Consider the following 21,253-nt stretch of genomic DNA (forward strand, 5'->3'; position numbering starts at 1 on the left):
CGTGGCCAAGCGCGTGGTTTCCGTGTCCCTGGGGGCTAGCCGCCGGGACTCCGTGGTCCAGGTGGAGCTCCTTGGGGAGGAAGTGGTGTTGGACAGGCGGGGCACGGATGGCGACTTCCAGAAAGCCTTGCGCCTCATTGCTGAGCTGGATGGAAAGGTGGACGCCATCGGCCTCGGGGGCATTGACCTTTACCTTTGGGCAGGGGGGCGGCGCTACACCATCCGGGATGCCAAAAGGCTTAAGGAGGCGGCCCGTAAAACCCCGGTGGTGGATGGCTCGGGCCTCAAGCACACCTTGGAGCGCCGGGCGGTGGCCCAGCTGGCGGGGCTGATAGACTGGAAGAGTACCAAGGTGCTTCTACCCTCCGCCGTGGACCGCTTCGGCCTGGCCGAGGCCCTGCACGAGGCCGGGGCCAAGGTTCTTTACGGGGACTTCATCTTTGCCCTGGGTTTACCCATCCCTCTTTACTCCCTCTCCTTCCTGCAGAAACTGGCCTTCGTCTTCCTCCCGGTCCTTACCCAGCTTCCCTTCCAGCTTCTTTACCCTATAGGGGAAAAGCAGGGGAAGCGGGCGGTGGACTGGCGAAGCCGCTACTACGCCTGGGCGGACCTGGTGGCGGGGGACTGGCACTACATCAAGCGGCACATGCCCGACGAGATGCGGGGGAAGATGGTGCTCACCAACACCACCACGGAGGAGGACGTGGCCTTCTTGCGGGAGAGGGGGGTGAAACGCCTCATCACCACCACCCCCCGCTTGAACGGGCGAAGCTTTGGCACCAACGTCATGGAGGCCCTTCTGGTGGCCCTGGCCGGGCGGGAGCTTGGGGAAGAGGAGTACCTCCGGTATATTGACCTCTTAGGGCTTAGGCCCCAGGTCCTGGACCTTCAGGAGGAAACATGATCAGCGTGACCGACCTTAGACCCGGAACCAAGGTGAAGATGGAGGGCGGCCTTTGGGAGTGCGTGGAGTACCAGCACCAGAAGATTGGCCGCGGGGGGGCCAAGGTGGTGGCCAAGTTCAAGAACCTGGAAACGGGGGCCACCATCGAGCGCACCTTCAACTCCGGGGAGAAGCTGGAAGACATCTACGTGGAAACCCGGGAGCTCCAGTACCTGTACCAGGAGGGGGACGACCTGGTCTTCATGGACCTGGAGACCTACGAGCAGTTCCACCTGCCCAAGGATCAGGTGGAGGCTGCCCGGTTTCTCAAGGAGGGCATGACCGTTCTGGGGGATATGTACGAGGGGCGACCCCTGAAGATTACCCCGCCCACCGTGGTGGAACTCAAGGTGGTGGACACGCCCCCGGGGGTGCGGGGGGATACGGTCTCCGGCGGGAGCAAACCCGCCACCTTGGAAACGGGAGCGGTGGTGCAGGTGCCCCTTTTCGTGGAGCCCGGCGAGGTGATCAAGGTGGATACCCGCACGGGCCAGTACGTGGGCCGGGCCTAGGCCAGGATAAGGGGCCTGGGGGAATCCCAGGCCCCTCTTGCCTCCGGCATATTTTGACCGAGTACAAAAGCCGTTTCGTGGGCACATGGGGTAAGCTTTATGCCGCGAGGTGTACCCATGACGCCTAAGGAGCTGAAACAGATCCTGCAGGCCCTGGTGGAGCACGGGGTGAGCGAGCTCACCCTGGAAACCCCTGATTACAAGCTGACCGTGCGCCGAGGAGGCGAGGTGCAGGTGGTGGCCTTGCCGCAACCGGTAACTGCCCCTGCGGCCCCGCCTCCCTCCCTGCCCACCCCCACCGCTCCCAGCGTCCCTGCCCCTGCGGATTTGGCTCCGGCAGCCGGAGCCCCGGGCCTCGAGGCCCAGGAGGCCAAGGGAGCCAAGGAGGCCAAGGACGAGTGCGCGGGTTGCGTGGAGGTGAGGGCTCCCATCGTGGGTACCTTCTACCGGGCACCGGCCCCGGATGCCCCCCCTTATGTGGAGGAAGGGGACCGGGTGGAAAAGGGACAGGTGCTTTGCATCATCGAGGCGATGAAGCTCATGAACGAGATTGAGTCGGAGGTTTCCGGGATCGTCAAGAAGATCCTGGTGAAAAACGGGGAACCCGTGGAGTACGGGCAGCCCCTCTTCCTCATCCAGCCCCTATGAAGAAGGTGCTCATCGCCAACCGGGGTGAGATCGCCCTCAGGATCATACGGGCGGCCAAGGAGCTCGGCCTCAAGACCGTGGTGGCCCACTCCACCGCCGACGAGAAGAGCCTTCCCGTGCTCCTGGCGGACGAGGCCATCTGCATCGGACCTCCTCCTTCCGGGCAGAGCTACCTGAACATCCCTAACCTGCTTTCCGCGGCCATCGTGACCGGGGCCGACGCCATTCATCCCGGTTACGGCTTCCTGGCGGAGAACGCCACCTTTGCCGAGATGTGCCGGGACCACGGCATCACCTTCATCGGTCCCACCCCGGAGAATATGCGGGCCCTTGGGGACAAGGCCACCGCCAGGAAGGTGGCCCGGGAGGCCGGGGTGCCCACGGTTCCGGGGACGGATGAGCTTACCAGCGTGGAGGAGGCCAAACGGGCCGCCCAGGAGATCGGCTATCCCGTGATCCTTAAGGCCTCCGCCGGGGGCGGGGGCAGGGGCATGCGGCTGGTGCACACCGAGGAGGAGCTGGAAAGGGCGGTCCAGCAGGCCCAGGAGGAGGCCCGGGCTGCCTTTGGCAACCCCGCCATCTACCTGGAGAAGTACATCGAGGAGCCGAAGCACATAGAAATCCAGGTTCTGGGGGACGGGGAGAACGTCATCCACCTTTGGGAACGGGACTGCTCCATCCAACGCCGGCACCAGAAGCTCTTGGAGGAAGCCCCCAGTACCTTGCCTTGGGAAACCCGGAAGGCCATTGCCGAGGCAGCCGCCCGGCTTGCCCGGCACGTGGGGTACGTGTCCGCGGGCACTCTGGAGTTCCTGGTGGATAAGGAGGGGAACTTCTACTTCATAGAGATGAACACCCGCATCCAGGTGGAGCACCCCGTGACCGAGATGATCACCGGCATTGACCTGGTTCAGGCCCAGTTCCGGATCGCCATGGGGGAGAAGCTTTGGCTCAAGCAGGAGGAGGTGGAGGTGCGGGGGCACGCCATAGAGGTGCGCATCAACGCCGAGGATCCGGAGAAGGGCTTCAGGCCCTCCATCGGCAAGGTGGAAACCTTGCTTTTCCCCGGGGGGCCAGGGATCCGGGTGGACAGCCACCTCTATGCGGGCTACCAGATCCCGCCCCACTACGACAGCTTGATCGCCAAGATCATCGCCTGGGCTCCCACCCGGGAGGAGGCCATCAAGCGCATGGAAAGGGCGCTTTCTGAAACGGTGATCGAGGGGCCCGGCCTCAAGACCACCATTCCCTTCCACCAGAAGGTGTTGCAAAACGCCTTCTTCCGCCGGGGGGCGGTCTACACCAACTTCGTGGCCCGGCGGATGGAGATGTAGACTGGGCGTGTGATGGTGGAGTACGAGATCAGCGACCATGCCCTCGAGGGGCTGGTGGCCCATGCCCTTTCCGACCTTCAGGGGGTGCGGCTCTTGGAAACCGCTCCCCGCTCCCTGGGGGAGGTTTTCCGCCGCATGAAGCCCATCAAGGTGGAGCGCACCCCCGAGGGGTTCACGGTGGACCTGGTGCTCTCCGTGGACTACGGGGTTTCCATTCCCGAGGCAGCCCAGGCGGTGCAAAAAGCCGTGGCGGAAGCCCTTTACCTGGCCACGGGGGAGAAGGTGCAGGCGGTGAACCTCACCGTGGCCCAGGTGGAGTACCGGAAGGAGGCCCATGCTTAGGCGAGCCAGGGAACTGGCCATGCGGGCCTTATTCGCCCATACCCAGGGGGGGGTGGATCTGGAGGAGGCCTTCCGCCACGCCTTGGAGGAGATGGGGGGCGAGGAGGACTCCTATGGGGATTCCCTGGACCAGGAGGGCGTGGCCTTCGCCCGGCGCTTGCTGGAGGGATACAAGGCCCATGCGGAAGAGGTGGACCAGGTGCTACGGGATACGGTGGAGGGCTGGGACTTCGCCCAGATGTCCAAAACCGATCTCACGGTGTTGCGCCTGGCAGCCTACGAGATGCTCTACGAGCCCACCCCCTTCGCCCCTTTGATCGAGGTGGCGGTGAAGATCGCCAACCGCTACGGGGGAGAGCACTCGGGAGCGTTTGTCAACGGGGTGCTGGGCCGCTTGTACCGGCGGATCCAGGGGGGTGAGCTGAAGGCGGTGCCCAAGGAGGACTGAGATGACCCTTGCCCGTACCCTTTCCGGCCATGAGGTGGCGGAGACCGTGTATCGGGAGCTGAGGGAAACCCTTAGCTCCCTGCCCTTTGTACCCTCCCTCAGGGTGATCCGCCTAGGAGAGGATCCCGCCTCGGTGTCCTACGTGCGCCTTAAGGACAAGAGGGCCAGGGAGCTTGGACTTTTGAGCCAGGTGGAGGTGTTCCCCGCGGATACCCCGGAGGAAGCCCTACTCGGGCGCATAGAGGCCCTTAACCAGGACCCGGAGGTGGACGGCATCCTGGTCCAGCTCCCCTTGCCCGCTCACATCCGCACGGAGCGGGTTTTGGAGGCCATCTCTCCCCTTAAGGATGTGGATGGTTTTCATCCCCTCAACGTGGGGAAGCTTTGGAGCGGGGGAGAGGGGCTTTTCCCCTGCACGCCCCTGGGTGTCGTCCACCTGCTCAAGCATTACGGGGTGGAGCTAAGGGGCAAGGAGGTGGTGGTCCTGGGCCGGTCCAACATCGTAGGGAAGCCCCTGGCAGGCCTCCTCCTGCGGGAGGACGCCACGGTGACCGTGGTCCATTCCCGTACCCGGAACCTTCCCGAGGTGACCCGGCGGGCGGAGGTGCTGGTGGTGGCGGTGGGGCGGCCCCATCTGGTGCGAAAGGAGTGGGTGCGGCCCGGGGCCATCGTGGTGGACGTGGGGGTGAACCGGGTGGAGGGCAAGCTTCTGGGCGATGTTCACCCCGAGGTGGCCGAGGTGGCCTCTGCCCTCACCCCTGTGCCCGGGGGCGTGGGGCCCATGACCGTGGCCATGTTGATGGCCAATACCGTGAAGGCGGCGTTGCTTAGGCGGCATGGAGCTCCTCGCTAACCAGGTCTTTTGGACAGCCATCCTGGCCAACTTCCTGGCCCAGACCCTAAAGCTTTTCTTTTACTACCTGCTGGAGGGCCGGTTCCAATGGGAGCGCTTCCTGGAAACCGGGGGGATGCCCAGCTCCCACTCTGCTACCGTCAGCGCCTTAGCCATGGGCGTGGGCTTCCAGGAAGGCTTTGGCAGCACCCTGTTCGCCGTGGCCGCCGTCTTTGCCCTCATCGTCATGTACGATGCCACGGGAATCCGCCGGGCGGCTGGCCTGCACGCCCAGCTCCTAAACCAGTTGGTTCAGGAGCTGCAACAGGTGCTGCAGAAAGGTCCTGCCCCTGAACCTCTTAAGGAACTCTTGGGCCACACTTACCTCGAGGTCCTGGTGGGTGCGCTTTTGGGGGCTCTGGTGGCCTATGTGGCGTTTCACCTCTTCCCGGCAGCGTAAAAGGCCAGGGTCTGTCCCAGGAGGAAGACGAGGAGCCCAAGCACGGGGGAGAGAAAGAAGGTGAAGAAGCCTGCGAACAAGGCCAGCACCAGGGGCAGGAGGGGCTTCTTGAAGCGGTGGAAGACCCAGAGGTTCAAAAGGCCGAAGAAGAGGAGGACGCCGAAGGCAACCGTTTCCACGGGGTTTTATTGTACGCCCTTGCCAGCTTGGTGGGATGGGGTAAACTTTTACTGAGTATAAGGAGGTCGTACCCATGCTGACCTTACCGGAGAAAATCCTCTTTATCCTACTCCTGGCCGGAAGCCTCTACTATGCCTACACGGGGTTTCGCCGGGTGTACCTGGCCATCCGCCGGGGACGGGCCGAGGATCGCTTTGACCGCTTGCCCGAGCGCATTGGCCGGGCCCTTTGGCTTACCCTTACCCAGCAGACCGTGTTCAAGAGGCGGCCTCTGGTTTCCCTCCTCCACGCTTTCGTCTTCTACGGCTTTGTCTACTACCTCCTGGTCAACCTGGTGGACCTTCTGGAGGGGTACTTCCCCCTGCACACTCGTGGGGGGCTTTGGAATCCCTATAACCTCGTGGCCGATCTCCTCACCGCCGCCATCCTGGTGGGCATCCTGGGGCTCATGCTCCGCCGCTACCTTCTCGCACCCCAGGATTTCACCTGGAATCCCAAGGTGCCTCTCCACGAACGGGTACGCCAGGGAATCCCCCGGGACTCGGCCATCGTGGGGGCCTTCATCACCTTCCACGTGGGAAGCCGCCTGCTTTCCAAGGCAGCGGGCCTGGCCCAAGGGGAGCCCGACCCCTTCCAGCCCGTGGCCAGCTTTCTGGCCACCCTGCTTGCGGGCCTTTCGCCCTCCAGCCTGGTGGTGTTGGAACATTTCTTCTGGTGGGGTGCGTTGGGTTCCATCCTCCTCTTCCTTCCCTACTTCCCCCGCTCCAAGCACATCCACCTGATGATGGGGCCCATCAACCTGGCCTTCCGCCAGGAGAAGCCCGGGGCCCTCTTGCCCCTGGACTTTGAGAAGGAGGAGGAAAAGTTCGGGGCGGAGAAGCTGGAAGACCTTTCCTGGAAGCGGCTTCTGGACGCCTATGCCTGCATCATGTGCAACCGCTGCCAGGAGGCCTGCCCAGCGTATACCACGGGCAAGGCCCTTTCCCCTGCGGCCATCGTCATCTCCGAGCGCTACGAGCTAAACGAGATCCTTCCCGCCTTTGCCAGCGGGCAGGAGAGCCCGAGGCCCCTCATGGACTTCGCCCTGAACGAGGAGGCCCTCTGGGCCTGCACCACCTGCATGGCCTGCGTGGAGGTCTGCCCGGTGGGCAACGAGCCCATGCTTCACATCCTGGATGTGCGCCGGGCCAAGGTGCTCATGGAGGGGGAGTTCCCCCAGGAGCTCAACAACGCCTTCCGGGGCATGGAGCGCTCGGGCAACCCCTGGGGCATTGGCCAGGATAAGCGCCTGGACTGGGCCGAGGGACTCAACGTGCCCACCGTGGAGGAGAAGCCTCATCCTGAGGTCCTCTACTGGGTGGGGTGTGCGGCCAGCTACGACCCCAGGGCCCAGAAGATCGCAAGAAGCATGGTGGAGATCCTGAACGCCAGCGGGGTGGACTGGGCGGTCCTGGGCCGAAAGGAAAAGTGCACGGGGGATTCCGCCAGGCGGGCGGGCAACGAGTACCTGTTCTTCCAGCTGGCCACGGAAAACGTGGAAACCCTAAACCAGGTGGCTCCCAAGACCATCGTCACCACCTGCCCCCACTGCTTCCACACCCTGGGCAACGAGTACAAGGCCTTTGGCGGGGAGTACCGGGTGGTCCACCACTCGGAGTTCATCGCCGAGCTATTGCGCGCGGGCCGGCTTAAGGTTTCCGAGGAAACCCAGCGGGTGGTCTTCCATGACCCCTGCTATCTGGGCCGGCACAACGGGGTGTACGAAGCACCCCGGGAGGTGCTCAAAGGGGTGGGCTTCGTCCTCAGCGAACCCCCCAGGAACCGGGAGCGGAGCTTCTGTTGCGGGGCCGGCGGAGCCCAGTTCTGGAAGGAGGAGGAACCCGGGGCCATGCGGGTTTCGGAAAACCGCTACCGGGAGCTTAAGGGCACGGGGGCGGAGGTCATCGCCACCGGCTGCCCCTTCTGCATGGCCATGATGAACGTGGAGGTGGCCCAGGACGAGACACCCCCGGAGGTTTTGGACATCGCCGAGCTGGTGGCCCGGGGCCTTAAGGCCTAGGATTTTGATAGACGGCGAAGACCCGGTAGCCCTCCATCCACCCATCCCCGAAGGCCCGCAGCACGAGGCCTGGGGGAGGGGTGAGGAGTTCGTAGGGCTCCCAGTAGAAAGGGCTTTCCGGCCTGTTGCGCCGCACGGCTTCCCGGCGGCTGAAGCCTTCCACCAGGAGAAGTCCCCCTGGGGCCAAGAGGGGAGGAAGGGCCTTAAGGAGAGGGCGGTTGACGTAATAGCTCATGAGGATGGCGGCGAAGGGGCCTTTGGGAAGGTGCATAAGGGCGTTGGGGTCCTCGAGGTCCAGCTCCACCAGGGTCAGGCCGCGGATGCCTTTAAGCTTTCTTAGGGCCTCGAGGCTCCTTTCCACCAGGGTCACGGGGTGGCCCCTTTGTAGGAAGTAGCGGGCATTCCGCCCCAGGCCCCCCGCCAGGTCCAGGACCGGGCCCCTTGGGACAAGGGGTCCATAGGCCCGCACCACAAAGGCGGGGGCGCGCTCCGCAGGGTTTTGGCGGTAAAACGCATCCCAGTCCCTAGGCATGCTTGCGCAAAGCCAGAAGACTTCCCCCCAAGAGGATGAGGAAGGTTACACCCCAGAAGACAGGTTTCGGCAGGCGCCAGGCCAGCTCCGGGCGATGCAGGAGCTCCGCCAGGGTGGCGCTTCCTTCCAGGAGGAGCTTGACCCCGGCCCAGCCCACCAGAGCGTAGGCTACCTTCTCCAGGCTGGGATAGCGTTCCATCACCGCCACCACATAGCCTGCCAGGACCAAGGCGTTGTCCCCGGAGAGGAGGGCCTCGAGGGCCGCCACGGAAAGAAGCGCCAAAAGGGCTTCCTCGTTCATACCTCCCCCAGAAGGTACCTGAGCCCTGGGGCCAGGGCTTGCTTCCAGGTGACCCAGTTGTGTCCCGATGGCCTTTCCCGGTAGGCGTGGGGAACCTTGCGGTCAGCGAGGAGGGCGGCAAAGCGGCGGACTGGGGCCAGGAGCCATTCTAAAAGACCCACCTCCAGATAGATGCGGGGCAGAACCTGGGCTTCGGCGTATCGTTCCAAAAGCCACTCCCGGTCCCGGTAGGCGTCGGTGCCCCCTGGGTGGGCCTTTAGGGCCGGGGAGAGGGCGAGGACCTTTGGGAAGCGGTTCGGGTGGCGCAGGGCCTGCCACAAGGAGAAAAGGCCTCCCAGGGAAGCCCCCACCAGAACGATCTCCCCCAAGGGGCCCTTGCTGCGTTCCACTTCCCCTAGCACCCGGTGGAACTCCTCCTCGTAGGCTTCCGAAAACCGGTACTCCCGGTTCCGGTCTATGGGCTCCACAAAAACCAGGCGCACCGGGGGGATTTCGCCTGCCTCCACCAGGGCCTGGGCCACCTTGTGGAGGCCTGCGGTGCGGTAGAAGGCCACCCCGTCTTGGGCCACCACCGTGGCCTTGGGGGAGGGCCCCGTCTCCGCCACGTAAAAGCGCCTCTCCCCCAGGCGGTGGCGGTGCACCTTGGGCTCCTCCTGGGGCTCTGGCGGGGCCTCGTAGCGGAAGCCGGGAAGCTTTATGGCCCTGGGGTAGCTCCACCACGGGTTTTCCGCCTTCTCGGGGTTGTCGGGGTCGGGAAAGGGCCTTCCCTCCCGGTCCAGGAAGGCATACTCCACGTAGGCCCCTTCGGGGAACTCCAGGGTGAGGGGGCCCTCGAGGGGGATGGGGTTCCTCTCCCAGTCGGTGAAGTCTCCGATGAGGGCGGTGGCCCCTTCCGGCGGGTAAAAGGTGACGCTTCTCCGTCCTACCCGTACCACGGCTATACTCTACCCATGAAGGCTCTACCCATGAAGGTCGGCATCGTGGGGAGCGGCATGGTGGGGAGCGCCGCCGCCTACGCCATGGTCCTTATGGGGGTGGCGCGGGAGGTGGTCCTGGTGGACCTGGACCGGAAGCTGGCCCAGGCCCACGCCGAGGACATCCTCCACGCCACGCCCTTCGCCCACCCGGTCTGGGTGCGGGCGGGGTCGTACGGGGACCTCGAGGGGGCGCGGGCGGTGGTGCTCGCCGCCGGGGTGGCCCAGCGCCCCGGGGAGACCCGCCTGCAGCTTCTGGACCGCAACGCCCAGGTCTTCGCCCAGGTGGTGCCCCGGGTTTTAGAGGCGGCCCCGGAGGCGGTGCTCCTCGTGGCCACGAACCCGGTGGACGTGATGACCCAGGTGGCCTACCGCCTCTCCGGCCTGCCCCCGGGGCGGGTGGTGGGCTCGGGGACGATCCTGGACACGGCCCGCTTCCGGGCCCTCCTGGCGGAGCACCTGGAGGTGGCCCCCCAGTCGGTCCACGCCTACGTGCTGGGGGAGCACGGGGACTCGGAGGTGCTGGTCTGGTCCAGCGCCCAGGTGGGCGGGGTGCCCCTCTTGGAGTTCGCCGAGGCCCGGGGGCGGGCCCTTTCTCCGGAGGACCGGGCCCGCATTGACGAGGGGGTCCGCCGGGCCGCCTACCGGATCATTGAGGGGAAGGGGGCCACCTACTACGGCATCGGGGCGGGCCTCGCCCGGCTTGTGCGGGCCATCCTCACCGACGAAAAGGGGGTGTACACCGTGAGCGCCTTCACCCCCGAGGTGGAGGGGGTCTTGGAGGTGAGCCTCTCCCTGCCCCGCATCCTGGGCGCAGGGGGCGTGGAGGGGACCGTCTACCCGAGCCTAAACGCGGAGGAACGGGAGGCCCTTAGGCGGAGTGCCGAGATCCTTAAGGAGGCGGCCTTCGCCCTAGGGTTTTAAAGTTTTTCCAGGTTTGGGTAGAGGGCGAGGAGCTCCTCTTCCGTGAGGCCCTCGCCCTCCTTCTCCGGCGTCCAGGCCAGGTGGAAGGCGAGGAGGGTGAAGGGGGTGCTTCCCGCGAAGGCGAGGAGGACTTCCTTCGCCTTTCCCCGGTCCAAAGGCCCCTCGGGGGGCAGGCTTCCCCGGACGGCGAGGACGAGGGAGGCCACCAGATAGCGCCCGCCCGGCTCCACCTTGGGGGTGTAGGCCGCCTCCACCTTCTTCCCCTCAAAGTGCCGGAAGGTCTCCCGGTAGGTGCTCCGGTCCTCCAGCATCCAGGCGTCAAACTGGCCCAGGACCTCTTCCTCCGTCCCTTCCCGCGCCTCGTAGCTTGCGAAGCGCCAGGCGGGGGCTTCCCGGAGGAGGACCAGGGCCACCTCGTCCACGAGGTCCGCAAGCCCCTTGGCCGTGGTGGTGTCCGCCTCCTCGGCGAGGCGCCTTAAGGTCCTTTGTACCAGGGGGCGGTGGAGAAGGGCCAGGCGCAGCCGGGCCACGCTGGCCGTAGGGCCATCAGGGTACGGCCCGTGGCTCCCCGCCTGCCTGAGGCCCCGCACCAGGTAAGCGGTCACCAGGACCAGGCCGAGGAAGACCAAAACGGGTAGAATGCCCAGGCTTCCCCCACCCCCTCCGGGATAGACCACCACCGGGCCTGGATAGGAGGGGTACGAGGGCGCCGGGGTGGGGAAAACGGGGGCGGGACCGGGGCTCATGGGGGGTGGGCTTGGACTGTACGGGCGCCCGCCCACCCCACCCCCGCTCTTCTGGGCCAAGGCCAGGGCCAGTACCAGAAGCAAAGCCCAGAGGAAGCGGCGCATGGCTTTAAGCTTACGCCAAGGGTGGGGCCTTTGTGCTAAAGCCCATGATGCAGTAAACTTGACATAGGTAGGCTTAGGATATGGACGAGATCAAGGAAAGGAGGGAAACCATGCTACCAGAAACCCTGCCCGTTTGCCCGGTGAGGGGCTCGGTCATCTACCCCACCATGGTGATGCCCATCGATGCCGGTAGGCCCATCTCCATCCGGGCCATCGACGAGGCCTTGGCCCGGGAGAGGGTGCTTCTCATCGTGAGCCAGAAGGACAAGGAGGTGGAAAACCCCAGACCCTCAGACCTTTACCCGGTGGGGACCGCCTGCAACATCCTCAAGATGCGCAAAAACCCCGATGGCTCGGTCCAGGTCCTGGTCCAGGCCTTTGCCCGGGTGCGGGTGAAGGAATGGCTGGACCTGGGGGACCACCTCGAGGCCAGGGGGGAGGTTCTCTCCGATGAACCCGCTGACCCCACCTTGGTCAAGGCCCTGGTGCGGGAGGTGAAGGACAAGTTCCAGGCCCTCCTTAAGGAGGGTAAGTACCTGGCTCCCGAGGTGGCCCAGTTCGTCCTCAACCTGGAAGACCCGAGCCAGCTCGCCGATTACATCGCCTTCCACATGGACTTCCGCCTGGAGGACAAGCAGAGGGTTTTGGAAACCCAAAATGTGGCGGAGAGGCTAAAGCGGGTTTTGGTTCTCCTCGAGGCGGAGCTGGAGCTCATCGAAACGCAAAGGCGCATCCAGCAACAGGTCAAGGAGGAGATCGACCGTAACCAGCGAGAGTACTTCCTGCGGGAGCAGATGAAGGCCATCCAGCGGGAGCTCCACGGGGAGGAGGGTGCCGAGGAGGTGGAGGAGTTCCGCAGGAAGGTGGAGGAACTCAACCTGCCCCCCGTGGTGCGCCAGGAGGTGGAGCGGGAGCTCAACCGCTTCGCCCGTATGCACCCCGATTCCGCCGAGGCCAGCGTCATTCGCACCTACCTGGACTGGATCGTGAACCTGCCCTGGAACACCCGCACCGAGGACAACCTGGATCTAAACCGGGCCAAGGAGATCCTGGAAAGGGACCACTACGGCCTGGAGAAGGTGAAGGACCGGGTCCTGGAGTACCTGGCGGTGCGGAAGCTAAAGGCGGAGCGGGCCAAGCGGGGGGAAATCCCACCGGACGAGGTGAACAAGGGGCCCATCCTCCTCTTCGTGGGGCCTCCTGGGGTGGGGAAGACCTCCATCGCCAAGAGCATCGCCGAGGCCCTGGGCCGCAAGTACGTGCGGATCTCCTTGGGCGGCGTGCGGGATGAATCCGACATCCGGGGGCACCGGCGCACCTACATCGGGGCCATGCCCGGACGCATCATCCAGGGCCTGCGCCAGGCGGGCACCAAGAACCCCGTCTTCCTGCTGGACGAGGTGGATAAGCTGGGCATCTCCTACCAGGGGGACCCCGCGGCGGCCCTCTTGGAGGTGCTGGACCCCGCCCAGAACAAGGAGTTTGTGGACCACTACCTGGGGGTGCCCTTTGACCTCTCCGAGGTGATGTTCATCTGCACCGCCAACTTTCCTCAGAACATCCCCGCCCCCCTCTGGGACCGGATGGAGGCCATCGAGTTCACCAGCTACATCGAGCAGGAGAAGCTGGAGATCGCCAAGCGCTACCTCCTGCCCCGGCAGATGCGGGAAACCGGCCTTAGCGAGGGCCAGGTGGTGATTACGGAGGCAGCCCTCATGCGCCTCATCACCCATTACACCCGGGAGGCCGGGGTGCGCCAGCTGGAACGGGAGATCGGATCCCTTCTGCGCAAGGCGGCCCGGCAGATCCTGGAAGAGGGCAAGAAACGGGTGCGCATCACGGAGAGGGACCTGGAAAAATACCTGGGCCCGCCCCGCTACTTGCCGGAAACCGAGGCCCGCGAGCCCCAGGTGGGGGTGGCCACGGGCATGTACTACACCCCGGTGGGCGGGGACATCATGTTCGTGGAGGTTTCCGTGATGCCCGGCAAGGGGAACCTGATCCTCACCGGGCAGCTTGGGGATGTGATGAAGGAATCCGCCCGCGCGGCGCTTTCCTACGCCAAGCGGAACGCCGAGCGCTTTGGCATTCCCCTGAAGCGCTTTGAGGAGTCGGACATCCACATCCACGTGCCCGCGGGGGCCATCCCCAAAGAAGGGCCTTCGGCCGGGGTGGCCATCGTGAGCGCCTTGGTCAGCGCCCTCACGGAGGTGCCCGTCCGCCACGACATCGCCATGACCGGGGAGATCACCCTCACGGGCAGGGTGCTTCCCATTGGCGGGGTCAAGGAGAAGGTGCTGGGGGCCAGGCGGGCGGGGATTAGGGAGGTGATCCTTCCCAAGCAGAACGAAGCCGACCTCAGCGACATCCCCAAGCCCCTGCGCCAGAACATGACCTTCCACTTCGTGGAGCATCTGGACCAGGTCCTGGACCTGGCCCTGGTGGGCGGGCTCAAGGCCTTGGAGCATAGGGCCCGGGAGGCCAAGGCCAAGGGATCCAGGGCGCGGTCCAAAAAGGAAGTGGTGGCCCATGCCTAGGGGTGATCTCTAGCGGGTTAAGGGGTGCCCTTTCTCCCCGCCGGGTGGCTTGCCCGGCGGGGCTTTGTTCCTATGATTCAAGGGCCTTTTGGTACACCTCCAGGTAGGCCTGGGTGATCCTTTCAGGGTGAAAGCGGGCGATGGCGTACTCCCGGGCGGCCTTGCGCATGCTGGGGAGCTTGGGATGGGCGAGGAGGTCCAGCACCGCCTGGGCGAAGCCTTCCAGGTCCCCAAGCTCCACCAGCCGACCCACCTCGGGCCGTACCAGCTCGGGAACCCCTCCCACGGCGGTGGCCACCACGGGAACCCCGCTGGCCAGGGCCTCGAGGGCCGCCTGCCCGAAGGATTCCTCCTCCGAGGCCAGCAGGAAAAGATCGGCGGCTCCCAGGATCTCCTCGGGATGGGGAGTGGGGGGATGGAAGGTGACCCAGCGTTCCACCCCGAGTTCTTCCGCAACCCGCTTCGCCTCCCCTTCCTCCGGTCCCTTCCCCAGAAGAAGGAGCCTGGCCTGCACCTTCCTCCGCACCTTGGCGAAGGCCCGCACGATATCCGGCACCCTTTTGATGGGGCGGAAGTTGGAAGCGTGCACCAAAAGCCACTCCCCTTCCTCCGCGTAGAGCTTCTTGCGCTCCGGCCTGGGGTAGAAGCGGTCCGGGTCCACGGCGTTATGGATGACCACGGGGCTGACCCCGAAGGCCTTCTGCGCCTCCTGGGCTAGGGCCCGGCTCACCGCGGTGGTGGCCTTGGCTCTTTGGAGGGCCTTTCGGGTGGGTCCGTGGAAGGCCGGGTCCATCCCTAGCACCGAGACATCGGTGCCGTGGAGAGTATGCACCAGGGGGAGTTCCTCGCCAAGCCCCAGGTAGGCGGCGGCGGCGTGGGGGATGGCGTAGTGGGTGTGAACCAGCTCCAGGCCGAGCCGCCTGGCCTCCCGCTCCAGCACCCCGGCCAGGGAGAGGGTGTAAAGGGGGCCGGGGAAGACAGGGTAAAAGGGCAGGTCCACGGGGATGTAGACCACAGGGCTATCCTTGGGCAGGCGGAAGGGCCTTTCCGTGGCGAAGAGGTAAACCCGGTGGCCCATCTGGGCCAGGCGGTGGGCCAGCTCCGTGGCCACGATGCCGCTACCCCCGAGGCCAGGGTAGGCCACCAGGCCCAGCCTCAGCACCCTCACGCCCAAACCCGCAAAAGGGGAGAGGAGAGAACCCATTCCCCCGGACCCTTGCCCATGGGAGACGCACCTTTAGGATGTTCCCCGATTGGTTGGCCAAAGAAGGTCATGCCCCCAGTTTACCGTAGGGGACGGGGAGCGCTCAGGGCCGCCAGCCTGAGGGGCTTGCGGGATAAGGGGGATTGGCCCCGCGGGGAACCTCGAGGCGGAATAACCGCGATAGAAGGACCACGCCCCCGGTGGTTTGAGCCTGGGTAAGGGCCTGGTGCAGGAGTTGAGAAAGCTCCAGGAGGAAGCGGTCTTGCCGCTCCTTGGGCACAGGAAGGGCTCCAAAGGTGAAGCAAGCAGGGTTCACCGCTGGGCAGTGGGGTTCAAGCCTTAGCTTCCCCCCCAGGAAGTAAACCCGCCAGGCCCCGAGGTCCACCCGGTATCCCGCGCGCAGGTGGTCCTGGTACTGGCTGGAAAGCTTGCGCCAAAGCTCCTGGGCTTCCTTGCCCGAAGGGCCAAGGGTGTACCGCCATTCCCGGGCCCCCGCCTGGGTTAGGGTTTGGCTGCGGGTAAGCCGCCAGTCTTGGGCCAGGGCCCCAGGTAGGGCCAGGAGGGCCAGGATCGCCAGCCACCTGGATATCCGCGCGCCCATGCCTTCATGGTGCCATGACAGGGGCAAAGGGCATGTGAGGAATGGGCCTGAATCTTGGAATAAAGAGGATGCCCTAGCCCCTCAAAGACTTCTCAGGATTTCCTCCCCCTCCTCCATGTAGGCATCCCAGGGAATCAACACGTACTCCTGGCCTGAACGGGCAGCGTAGTAGGAGAGGTCCAGGCGGAGGGGTTGGTGCACCTGCTTAAGCTCCTGCACCAGGGTGGGAGGGGGTTTTAGGTAAACACGAGGACGGAGCCTTTCCAGAAGAAGGCTCAAGCGGAAAACCCAGAGGGTTTTCCCGTTCCCCTTCCGGTGGGAGGCTCCCTGGCGCTTGAGGGGCTTCATGGCTCAGTTCCTTTGGACCTTCTTGTTCAGGAAGTCCAGGAGCAGGTACCGGCCGATGTTGCCGGGGTGGGTGAGGTAGGCCTTACCCCGGGTGATCTGGGAAAGCCTTTTCACGAAGGCCAGGAGCTCGGGTTCCCGGGCCAGCATGAAGGTGTGGATGGGGATGCCTTCCTTACGGGCTAGGGTGGCTTCCTTTAGGGTTTCCGCCAGGATCAGGGGATCGAGGCCCCAGGCGTTTTTGTAGATCTCCCCGCTGGGAAGGGTGATGGCCGAGGGCTTACCGTCGGTGATGAGGATGATCTGCCGCATCTCCCCGCCCATCTTTTTCAAGAGGGTCCTGGCCAGTTCCAGCCCCGCCTTGGTGTTGGTGTGGTAAGGGCCCACCTGGGCCAGGGGGAGCCGGGAAAGGGGGATCTCCTCGGCGGTGTCGTGGAAGAGGGCGAAGCGCACCCGGTCCCCGGGGTACTGGGTGCGGATCAGATGGGCCAAGGCCAAGGCCACCTTCTTGGCAGGGGTGAAGCGGTCCTCCCCGTAGAGGATCATGGAGTGGGAGCAGTCTAAGAGGACCACAGTGCTCATGCTGGCGGTGTACTCGGAGAGGTCGATGACCAAGTCCCCGTGGGAGAGTTCCGTAAGCCCCTTGGCCATGGCCTTTTTGAGGGTTTCCGGCACGTTGAGCTCCAAGGGGTCTCCCCACTCCCACTCCTTGGTTTCCCCTGTCTTCTCCACCCCTGGGGCGTGGTGGGGAGTGGGGTGGAGCCCAGGAGCGTTTCGGCCCAGAGCCCCGAGGAGCTCCCGCAGGCTTTTTAGGCCCAGGAAATCCGAGGCCTTTTCCGTGAGCTCAAAGCGGGCCTCACCTGCCTCGCCCTTGTACCCGCCTTGCGCGGGGTTGGTGGGATCCTCTCCGGGAAGGCGGATATACCCGGCTTCACGGAGCTTTTCCATCAGGCGGGTAATGGCCTGATGGAGCCGGGTTTCCTCCTTGCGGTCGGCGAAGCGGGCTTCCCTAAGCCAGTCCTCCGGCACTAGCTCGTTTTTGAGGAGGGCCTCGAGGAGCGCATCGTAGAGATCCTCCAGGGTGGGCTGGCGCTCGGGGTCAGGGTCGTAGCGCTGGAAGGGATCGGAAAACCCGGAGTCCAGGAGGAAGTCCTCGAGGAGGCTCAGGATCTCCTCGGGGGAGAGGTCCTCGAGGCTTCCCTCGTAGCGGCTATAGCGGATGGCCTTCATCTTTGCAACCTTCCCAAGACCTGTTCCATAAGCCTAGCGTATTCCGGAAGCCGCAGGAAGAGGGCCCGGGCCAGGCTTTCGTTATAGGTGTGGACCGTGAGGTTGCGGTCGTCCACCATGCCTAAGGCCAAGCGGGCCTCTTCCTCTTCCAAAAGCCCCACCTCGCGGGCTAGGCGGATGACCCTTTTGGGGCTTGCTCCCTCCAGCCCCTCCACTTCCCGAAGGTAGGCTTGGAGAGCTTTCCAAAAGGCCTCGAAGGTGTACTCAAAGCGCTGGATGGCCGCGTCCCGCTCCACGGGGCTTGGGTCTTTGAGGAAGGCAAGCTCTGCTAGGGTGGCCAGGGCCTTTTCCGCCACCCGGATCCGCTCTAGAGCTCGGCCCACAGGATTCCCTCCCTAAGCACCCGCTCCCGGAAGGCGGGCTCGGCCTCGGTGAGGTCCACCAGGTCCACCCGCCGCACCACGGGGGCCTCCTCCAGGGCCTCCTTAAGGAGGGGCAGGAGGTCCCTAAGGGGCCTTTCCGAGAGGAGGGCGAGGTCCAGGTCGGAGGCCTGCCGCCCTTCCCCCCGGGCGAAGGAGCCGAAGAGGTAAAGCCGGGTTCCCGTGCCCTGGAGGTAGGGCCTTAGGGCGGTAAGGACAGCCTCTTTGTCCGACTCCAGGCTAGTTGCCATAGCTCCTCGGGCGCTCTGCCGCCTGGTAGCTCGCCTCGCCCCGGGCAAGCTTCCTCCTCCCCACCAGCCCCTCCAGGACGAACTCCGCCGCCGAAAGGAGCACCTCGGGCTCCTGGCTTTCCGCCAGGGTCCTTGCCGCCTCCAGGAGGCCCGGCACCTCCTCCATGGCCTTTAGGGCTTCCTCCACGCTTCCCTCGGGCAGGGTGAGGAGGTTTCCCTCTTCAAAGTAGGCCACGATGGCATCGGTCCTCGGGCGGTAGCGGGGGAGGACCATGCCGAAGGCCCTTTGCACCAGGTCCCGGGCCACCTTTTCCGCCCCCTGGAGCTCCCCTTCGTACTCCAGCTCCAGCTTCCCGGTGATGGCGGGAAGCCCCGCATAGAGATCCAGGGGGCGGGCCACAGGCCGGGTGCCCTGAAGAAGGGCCCGCCTTTCGGCGCTGGCGGCCACCACCTCCAGAAGGCTTATAGAAAGGCGCTGGGAGACGCCGGCCGTCTGGTCCACCCGGCGGTCCTCCCGGGCGGCGAAGGCCACGGCCTCCACGGAAAGGCGGATCCACTCGGGGAGCACCACCTCTTCCGGCACGTAGGCCTCCTGGGCACTGATCCTAAGGCCCTCCTCGAGGGTTTTGGGGTAATGGGTGCGGATCTCGCTGCCGATGCGGTCTTTGAGGGGGGTCACGATCCGTCCCCTGGCCGTGTAGTCCTGGGGATTGGCGGTGAACACCAGCCAGACATCCAGGGGCAGGCGGATGGGGTAGCCCCTGATCTGCACGTCTCCTTCCTCGAGGATGTTGAACAAGGCCACCTGCACCTTGGGGGCCAGGTCCGCCAGCTCGTTCACCGCAAAGATGCCCCGGTTGGCCCGGGGAAGAAGGCCAAAGTGGATGCTTTCCAGGTCCGCCATCCCCGTTCCCTTGCGGGCTGCCTTGATGGGGTCCATGTCCCCCAGGAGGTCGGCCACCGTGGTGTCGGGGGTGGCGAGCTTTTCCACATAGCGCTCCTCCCGGGTTATCCAGACGATGGGAGCCTCGTCTTTGGCCTCCTCCAGAAGCCGCTTCCCTTCGGGCGAGATGGGCCATAGGGGGTTGTCCCTAAGCTCGGTGGCCAGGGCGGGGATCTCCTCGTCCAGAAGGTTAACCAAGCTGCGAAGGATGCGGCTTTTGGCCTGGCCCCGGGTGCCCAGGAGGATGAAGTTTTGCTTGGCCAGGATGGCCTGGACCAAGGCGGGGATGACGGTGTCCTCGTACCCGTGGATGCCTGGGAAAAGCCGCTCCCCTTTGCGGAGCTTTTCCTTGAGGTTTTCCCGGGCCTCGTCCTTGACGGTGCGCTTAAGCTTACCCAAGGGATAGGTGCGCCGGAGTTCGCCGAGGGTCTTGGCCTTCACCCCTCCAGTTTAGTCCGTGCGGCTTTGAAGGAGGGTATTCCCCCTTTCGAACGGGAGGAGGCCTGGGCTCGCCTGAGGGGCCTGGCATCCTTCCCCTCATAACCCTCGCCTAACGCCCTTCTCATCCCCTAGGGGTAAGGTGCCTCTCGTGGAGATCCATGGCACTACCATCTTGGCCGTGCGCAAGGATGGGGTCACCGCCTTGGCCGGGGATGGCCAGGTTACCTTCGGCCAGACCGTTCTCAAGCGGGGGGCGGTGAAGGTGAGGCGCCTCGAGGTGGGGGAGGGCATCCTGGTGGGTTTTGCCGGTGGGGTGGCGGATGCCTTAAGTCTCCTCGAGCGCTTTGAGGAGAAGCTCAAGGAGGCCAGGGGCAACCTGCTCAAGGGGGCGGTGGAAACCGCCAAGCTCTGGCGCACCGACCGGGTGTTGCGTCACCTCCAGGCCATGATCATCGCCGCCGACCGGGAGGGGATGGTGCTCCTCTCCGGGAGCGGCGAGGTCATCACCCCGGAAGAACCTCTTTTGGCGGTGGGGTCTGGGGGTCCCTACGCCTTGGCGGCCGCCAAGGCCCTGTACCGGCACTCCAGCCTTTCCGCTCGGGAGATCGCCGAGGAGGCCCTTAGGATTGCGGCTGAGGTGGACCTTTACACCTCGGGCCAGGTTACGGTCCTCACCCTGGGGGAAGCATGAACCTCACGCCTGCGGAGATCGTCCGGGAGCTTTCCAAGCACATCGTGGGACAGGAGGCGGCCAAGCGGGCGGTGGCCGTGGCCTTAAGAAACCGGTACCGCCGGAAGAAACTTCCGCCCGAGGTGGCCCGGGAGGTGACCCCCAAGAACATCCTCATGATCGGGCCCACAGGGGTGGGCAAGACGGAGATCGCCCGCCGCCTGGCCCGCCTGGCGGGGGCTCCTTTTGTCAAGGTGGAGGCCACCAAGTTCACCGAGGTAGGCTATGTGGGCCGGGATGTGGACGCCATCGTGCGGGACCTGGCCGAGGCCAGCTACCAGCTGGTGATGGAGGAAATGAAGAAGAAGGTGGAGGAAAGAGCCCTGGCCTTGGCCGAGGAGGAGCTGGCCACCCTTCTGCGCGCCTCCGTGACCGAGGTGCGCGCGGGGCGGCTGGATAGCCTCTCGGTGGAGGTGCAGGTGGAGGAGGAGATGAGCCTGCCCTTCATGGGCGTCCTCGGGGGTGAGGGCTTTGGCGGCATGGGGGAGATGCTTAAGGGCCTTCTTCCCAAGCGGCCGGTGCGCAAGCGCATGACGGTGAAGGAAGCCCGGGAGGTCCTCAAAAACCAGCACGCCGAGCGCCTCATCGACAAGGAGGAGTTGAAGGAGGAGGCCAGGAGGCGGGCCCAGGAGGACGGAATCGTCTTCATCGACGAGATCGACAAGGTGGCCCGCCGGGAGGGTACGGTGGGGCCGGATGTGTCCGGCGAGGGGGTCCAGCGGGACCTCCTGCCCATCGTGGAGGGCACGGTGGTTTCCACCCGCATCGGTCCGGTCTCCACCGAGCACGTGCTCTTCATCGCTGCGGGAGCCTTCCATGTGGCTAAACCCTCGGACCTGATCCCCGAGCTCCAGGGCCGGTTCCCCATCCGCGTGGAGCTTTCTCCCTTGGGCCCGGAGGAGTTTTACCGCATCCTGAAGGAGCCGGAAAACTCCCTGATCCGCCAGTACACGGAGCTTTTGAGGGCAGACGGCACGGAACTCGTCTTTCACGAGGACGCCCTGAAGGCCATTGCTGAAGCGGCCTACCGGGCCAATCAGGAGCTCGAGGACATCGGAGCCAGGAGGCTGGCCACGGTCTTGGAGCGGGTGCTGGAGGAGGTCAGCTTCCAGACGGACCTGGGCCGGGTGGAGATCACCCGGGCCTATGTGGAGCAAAGGCTCGAGGCGGTTTTCGCCTCGCCCGACCTGACGCGGTTCGTGCTATAGGAGG

At 65.1% G+C, this 21,253-nt stretch carries 25 protein-coding genes; 13 read left to right on the plus strand and 12 right to left on the minus strand.

The window, feature by feature from the left end; all coding sequences use genetic code 11:
• The first annotated feature begins 1 nt into the window (after nt 1).
• The 8 genes from F604_RS0104000 to F604_RS0104035 all read left to right on the plus strand — a co-directional run bounded on the left by F604_RS0104000 (nt 2) and on the right by F604_RS0104035 (nt 5,519).
• Nucleotides 2–904 carry a PHP domain-containing protein gene (locus tag F604_RS0104000; RefSeq protein ID WP_019550512.1) on the plus strand — a complete coding sequence of 301 codons (903 nt, stop codon included), beginning with the start codon at nt 2–4 and terminating at the stop codon, nt 902–904.
• Nucleotides 901–1,455, plus strand: a complete 555-nt coding sequence (gene efp, locus F604_RS0104005; protein ID WP_015716879.1) for an elongation factor P — start codon at nt 901–903, stop codon at nt 1,453–1,455. Before F604_RS0104000 ends, efp begins: the two co-directional genes overlap by 4 nt.
• A 117-nt stretch (nt 1,456–1,572) precedes the next feature.
• The gene (gene accB, locus F604_RS0104010) at nt 1,573–2,103 is read left to right on the plus strand and encodes an acetyl-CoA carboxylase biotin carboxyl carrier protein (RefSeq protein ID WP_015716880.1); all 531 of its coding nucleotides are present in this window, start codon (nt 1,573–1,575) and stop codon (nt 2,101–2,103) included.
• Complete coding sequence (accC, locus tag F604_RS0104015; protein ID WP_019550513.1) at nt 2,100–3,437, plus strand: acetyl-CoA carboxylase biotin carboxylase subunit; 1,338 nt, start codon at nt 2,100–2,102, stop codon at nt 3,435–3,437. The genes accB and accC overlap by 4 nt, the downstream gene beginning before the upstream one ends.
• A gap of 12 nt (nt 3,438–3,449) precedes the next feature.
• Nucleotides 3,450–3,779: an Asp23/Gls24 family envelope stress response protein gene (locus F604_RS0104020; protein WP_015716882.1), complete on the plus strand. Its 330-nt coding sequence runs from the start codon at nt 3,450–3,452 to the stop codon at nt 3,777–3,779.
• Entirely contained in the window at nt 3,772–4,227 is a 456-nt protein-coding gene (gene nusB, locus F604_RS0104025; protein WP_015716883.1) for a transcription antitermination factor NusB, read from the plus strand. The genes F604_RS0104020 and nusB overlap by 8 nt, the downstream gene beginning before the upstream one ends.
• A 1-nt stretch (nt 4,228) precedes the next feature.
• Complete coding sequence (locus F604_RS0104030) at nt 4,229–5,080, plus strand: bifunctional 5,10-methylenetetrahydrofolate dehydrogenase/5,10-methenyltetrahydrofolate cyclohydrolase (protein ID WP_015716884.1); 852 nt, start codon at nt 4,229–4,231, stop codon at nt 5,078–5,080.
• Nucleotides 5,064–5,519, plus strand: coding sequence for a divergent PAP2 family protein (locus F604_RS0104035; protein WP_019550514.1), 456 nt, complete (start codon nt 5,064–5,066; stop codon nt 5,517–5,519). The genes F604_RS0104030 and F604_RS0104035 overlap by 17 nt, the downstream gene beginning before the upstream one ends.
• On the opposite strand, the gene F604_RS0104040 is transcribed toward F604_RS0104035, so the two are convergent.
• Nucleotides 5,498–5,698 carry a hypothetical protein gene (locus F604_RS0104040; protein ID WP_019550515.1) on the minus strand — a complete coding sequence of 67 codons (201 nt, stop codon included), beginning with the start codon at nt 5,696–5,698 and terminating at the stop codon, nt 5,498–5,500. The genes F604_RS0104035 and F604_RS0104040 overlap by 22 nt on opposite strands.
• Before the next feature lie 74 nt (nt 5,699–5,772).
• On the opposite strand from F604_RS0104040, the gene F604_RS0104045 reads away from it, so the two are divergent.
• The gene (locus tag F604_RS0104045; protein ID WP_019550516.1) at nt 5,773–7,758 is read left to right on the plus strand and encodes a (Fe-S)-binding protein; all 1,986 of its coding nucleotides are present in this window, start codon (nt 5,773–5,775) and stop codon (nt 7,756–7,758) included.
• On the opposite strand, the gene F604_RS0104050 is transcribed toward F604_RS0104045, so the two are convergent.
• Genes F604_RS0104050 through F604_RS0104060 form a run of 3 tightly spaced genes read right to left on the minus strand, consistent with a single transcriptional unit; the run spans nt 7,748 to nt 9,526 of the window.
• Nucleotides 7,748–8,290, minus strand: a complete 543-nt coding sequence (locus tag F604_RS0104050; RefSeq protein ID WP_019550517.1) for a class I SAM-dependent methyltransferase — start codon at nt 8,288–8,290, stop codon at nt 7,748–7,750. The two genes, F604_RS0104045 and F604_RS0104050, sit on opposite strands and share 11 nt — an antisense overlap.
• On the minus strand, nt 8,283–8,591 hold the full coding sequence (locus tag F604_RS11875) for a TerC family protein (RefSeq protein ID WP_019550518.1): 309 nt from the start codon (nt 8,589–8,591) through the stop codon (nt 8,283–8,285). The genes F604_RS0104050 and F604_RS11875 overlap by 8 nt, the downstream gene beginning before the upstream one ends.
• Nucleotides 8,588–9,526 carry an alpha/beta fold hydrolase gene (locus tag F604_RS0104060; protein ID WP_019550519.1) on the minus strand — a complete coding sequence of 313 codons (939 nt, stop codon included), beginning with the start codon at nt 9,524–9,526 and terminating at the stop codon, nt 8,588–8,590. The genes F604_RS11875 and F604_RS0104060 overlap by 4 nt, the downstream gene beginning before the upstream one ends.
• 30 nt (nt 9,527–9,556) lie before the next feature.
• Here F604_RS0104060 and F604_RS0104065 point away from each other — a divergent pair, with 30 nt between their 5' ends.
• The gene (locus F604_RS0104065) at nt 9,557–10,489 is read left to right on the plus strand and encodes an L-lactate dehydrogenase (protein ID WP_019550520.1); all 933 of its coding nucleotides are present in this window, start codon (nt 9,557–9,559) and stop codon (nt 10,487–10,489) included.
• Here F604_RS0104065 and F604_RS0104070 read toward each other — a convergent pair.
• Nucleotides 10,486–11,340 carry a DUF1517 domain-containing protein gene (locus F604_RS0104070; protein WP_019550521.1) on the minus strand — a complete coding sequence of 285 codons (855 nt, stop codon included), beginning with the start codon at nt 11,338–11,340 and terminating at the stop codon, nt 10,486–10,488. The genes F604_RS0104065 and F604_RS0104070 overlap by 4 nt on opposite strands.
• Nucleotides 11,341–11,450: 110 nt before the next feature.
• Between F604_RS0104070 and lon the strand changes: the two genes are divergently transcribed.
• Nucleotides 11,451–13,877 (plus strand): endopeptidase La, encoded by a 2,427-nt coding sequence (lon, locus tag F604_RS0104075; RefSeq protein ID WP_026328955.1) that lies wholly within the window; start codon nt 11,451–11,453, stop codon nt 13,875–13,877.
• Between the two features lie 70 nt (nt 13,878–13,947).
• Here lon and bshA read toward each other — a convergent pair whose 3' ends face one another.
• The 7 genes from bshA to F604_RS0104110 all read right to left on the minus strand — a co-directional run bounded on the left by bshA (nt 13,948) and on the right by F604_RS0104110 (nt 19,311).
• Nucleotides 13,948–15,081, minus strand: coding sequence for an N-acetyl-alpha-D-glucosaminyl L-malate synthase BshA (gene bshA / locus F604_RS0104080; RefSeq protein WP_019550523.1), 1,134 nt, complete (start codon nt 15,079–15,081; stop codon nt 13,948–13,950).
• A 103-nt stretch (nt 15,082–15,184) separates the two neighbouring features.
• Nucleotides 15,185–15,682, minus strand: coding sequence for a hypothetical protein (locus tag F604_RS0104085; protein ID WP_015716894.1), 498 nt, complete (start codon nt 15,680–15,682; stop codon nt 15,185–15,187).
• A gap of 81 nt (nt 15,683–15,763) precedes the next feature.
• Nucleotides 15,764–16,030 carry a hypothetical protein gene (locus F604_RS0104090; RefSeq protein ID WP_019550524.1) on the minus strand — a complete coding sequence of 89 codons (267 nt, stop codon included), beginning with the start codon at nt 16,028–16,030 and terminating at the stop codon, nt 15,764–15,766.
• A gap of 3 nt (nt 16,031–16,033) precedes the next feature.
• A complete protein-coding gene (locus tag F604_RS0104095; protein ID WP_019550525.1) occupies nt 16,034–17,257 on the minus strand; it encodes a vWA domain-containing protein in 1,224 nt (407 codons plus the stop codon).
• Nucleotides 17,254–17,640, minus strand: coding sequence for an HI0074 family nucleotidyltransferase substrate-binding subunit (locus tag F604_RS0104100; RefSeq protein ID WP_026328958.1), 387 nt, complete (start codon nt 17,638–17,640; stop codon nt 17,254–17,256). The genes F604_RS0104095 and F604_RS0104100 overlap by 4 nt, the downstream gene beginning before the upstream one ends.
• Nucleotides 17,625–17,927, minus strand: a complete 303-nt coding sequence (gene mntA / locus F604_RS0104105) for a type VII toxin-antitoxin system MntA family adenylyltransferase antitoxin (protein WP_019550526.1) — start codon at nt 17,925–17,927, stop codon at nt 17,625–17,627. The genes F604_RS0104100 and mntA overlap by 16 nt, the downstream gene beginning before the upstream one ends.
• Nucleotides 17,917–19,311, minus strand: a complete 1,395-nt coding sequence (locus tag F604_RS0104110) for a sigma 54-interacting transcriptional regulator (RefSeq protein WP_019550527.1) — start codon at nt 19,309–19,311, stop codon at nt 17,917–17,919. Before F604_RS0104110 ends, mntA begins: the two co-directional genes overlap by 11 nt.
• Nucleotides 19,312–19,459: 148 nt before the next feature.
• Here F604_RS0104110 and hslV point away from each other — a divergent pair, with 148 nt between their 5' ends.
• Both hslV and hslU read left to right on the plus strand, forming a co-directional pair.
• A complete protein-coding gene (gene hslV / locus F604_RS0104115) occupies nt 19,460–20,002 on the plus strand; it encodes an ATP-dependent protease subunit HslV (RefSeq protein WP_019550528.1) in 543 nt (180 codons plus the stop codon).
• The gene (gene hslU, locus F604_RS0104120) at nt 19,999–21,249 is read left to right on the plus strand and encodes an ATP-dependent protease ATPase subunit HslU (RefSeq protein ID WP_019550529.1); all 1,251 of its coding nucleotides are present in this window, start codon (nt 19,999–20,001) and stop codon (nt 21,247–21,249) included. Before hslV ends, hslU begins: the two co-directional genes overlap by 4 nt.
• Nucleotides 21,250–21,253 lie beyond the last annotated feature (4 nt).

Origin of the sequence: Thermus scotoductus DSM 8553 (assembly GCF_000381045.1) — a bacterium.
In the GTDB taxonomy this organism is placed as follows: domain Bacteria; phylum Deinococcota; class Deinococci; order Deinococcales; family Thermaceae; genus Thermus; species Thermus scotoductus.

What these genes read in the sequence shown, in the direction of transcription:
- efp (WP_015716879.1), top strand. Translation starts at nt 901, where the DNA reads ATGATCAGCGTGACCGACCTTAGACCCGGAACCAAGGTGAAGATGGAG.
- accB (WP_015716880.1), top strand. Translation starts at nt 1,573, where the DNA reads ATGACGCCTAAGGAGCTGAAACAGATCCTGCAGGCCCTGGTGGAGCAC.
- accC (WP_019550513.1), top strand. Translation starts at nt 2,100, where the DNA reads ATGAAGAAGGTGCTCATCGCCAACCGGGGTGAGATCGCCCTCAGGATC.
- F604_RS0104020 (WP_015716882.1), top strand. Translation starts at nt 3,450, where the DNA reads ATGGTGGAGTACGAGATCAGCGACCATGCCCTCGAGGGGCTGGTGGCC.
- nusB (WP_015716883.1), top strand. Translation starts at nt 3,772, where the DNA reads ATGCTTAGGCGAGCCAGGGAACTGGCCATGCGGGCCTTATTCGCCCAT.
- F604_RS0104030 (WP_015716884.1), top strand. Translation starts at nt 4,229, where the DNA reads ATGACCCTTGCCCGTACCCTTTCCGGCCATGAGGTGGCGGAGACCGTG.
- F604_RS0104035 (WP_019550514.1), top strand. Translation starts at nt 5,064, where the DNA reads ATGGAGCTCCTCGCTAACCAGGTCTTTTGGACAGCCATCCTGGCCAAC.
- F604_RS0104045 (WP_019550516.1), top strand. Translation starts at nt 5,773, where the DNA reads ATGCTGACCTTACCGGAGAAAATCCTCTTTATCCTACTCCTGGCCGGA.
- F604_RS0104050 (WP_019550517.1), bottom strand. Translation starts at nt 8,290, where the DNA reads ATGCCTAGGGACTGGGATGCGTTTTACCGCCAAAACCCTGCGGAGCGC.
- F604_RS11875 (WP_019550518.1), bottom strand. Translation starts at nt 8,591, where the DNA reads ATGAACGAGGAAGCCCTTTTGGCGCTTCTTTCCGTGGCGGCCCTCGAG.
- F604_RS0104065 (WP_019550520.1), top strand. Translation starts at nt 9,557, where the DNA reads ATGAAGGTCGGCATCGTGGGGAGCGGCATGGTGGGGAGCGCCGCCGCC.
- F604_RS0104070 (WP_019550521.1), bottom strand. Translation starts at nt 11,340, where the DNA reads ATGCGCCGCTTCCTCTGGGCTTTGCTTCTGGTACTGGCCCTGGCCTTG.
- lon (WP_026328955.1), top strand. Translation starts at nt 11,451, where the DNA reads ATGCTACCAGAAACCCTGCCCGTTTGCCCGGTGAGGGGCTCGGTCATC.
- bshA (WP_019550523.1), bottom strand. Translation starts at nt 15,081, where the DNA reads ATGGGTTCTCTCCTCTCCCCTTTTGCGGGTTTGGGCGTGAGGGTGCTG.
- F604_RS0104085 (WP_015716894.1), bottom strand. Translation starts at nt 15,682, where the DNA reads ATGGGCGCGCGGATATCCAGGTGGCTGGCGATCCTGGCCCTCCTGGCC.
- F604_RS0104090 (WP_019550524.1), bottom strand. Translation starts at nt 16,030, where the DNA reads ATGAAGCCCCTCAAGCGCCAGGGAGCCTCCCACCGGAAGGGGAACGGG.
- F604_RS0104095 (WP_019550525.1), bottom strand. Translation starts at nt 17,257, where the DNA reads ATGAAGGCCATCCGCTATAGCCGCTACGAGGGAAGCCTCGAGGACCTC.
- mntA (WP_019550526.1), bottom strand. Translation starts at nt 17,927, where the DNA reads ATGGCAACTAGCCTGGAGTCGGACAAAGAGGCTGTCCTTACCGCCCTA.
- hslU (WP_019550529.1), top strand. Translation starts at nt 19,999, where the DNA reads ATGAACCTCACGCCTGCGGAGATCGTCCGGGAGCTTTCCAAGCACATC.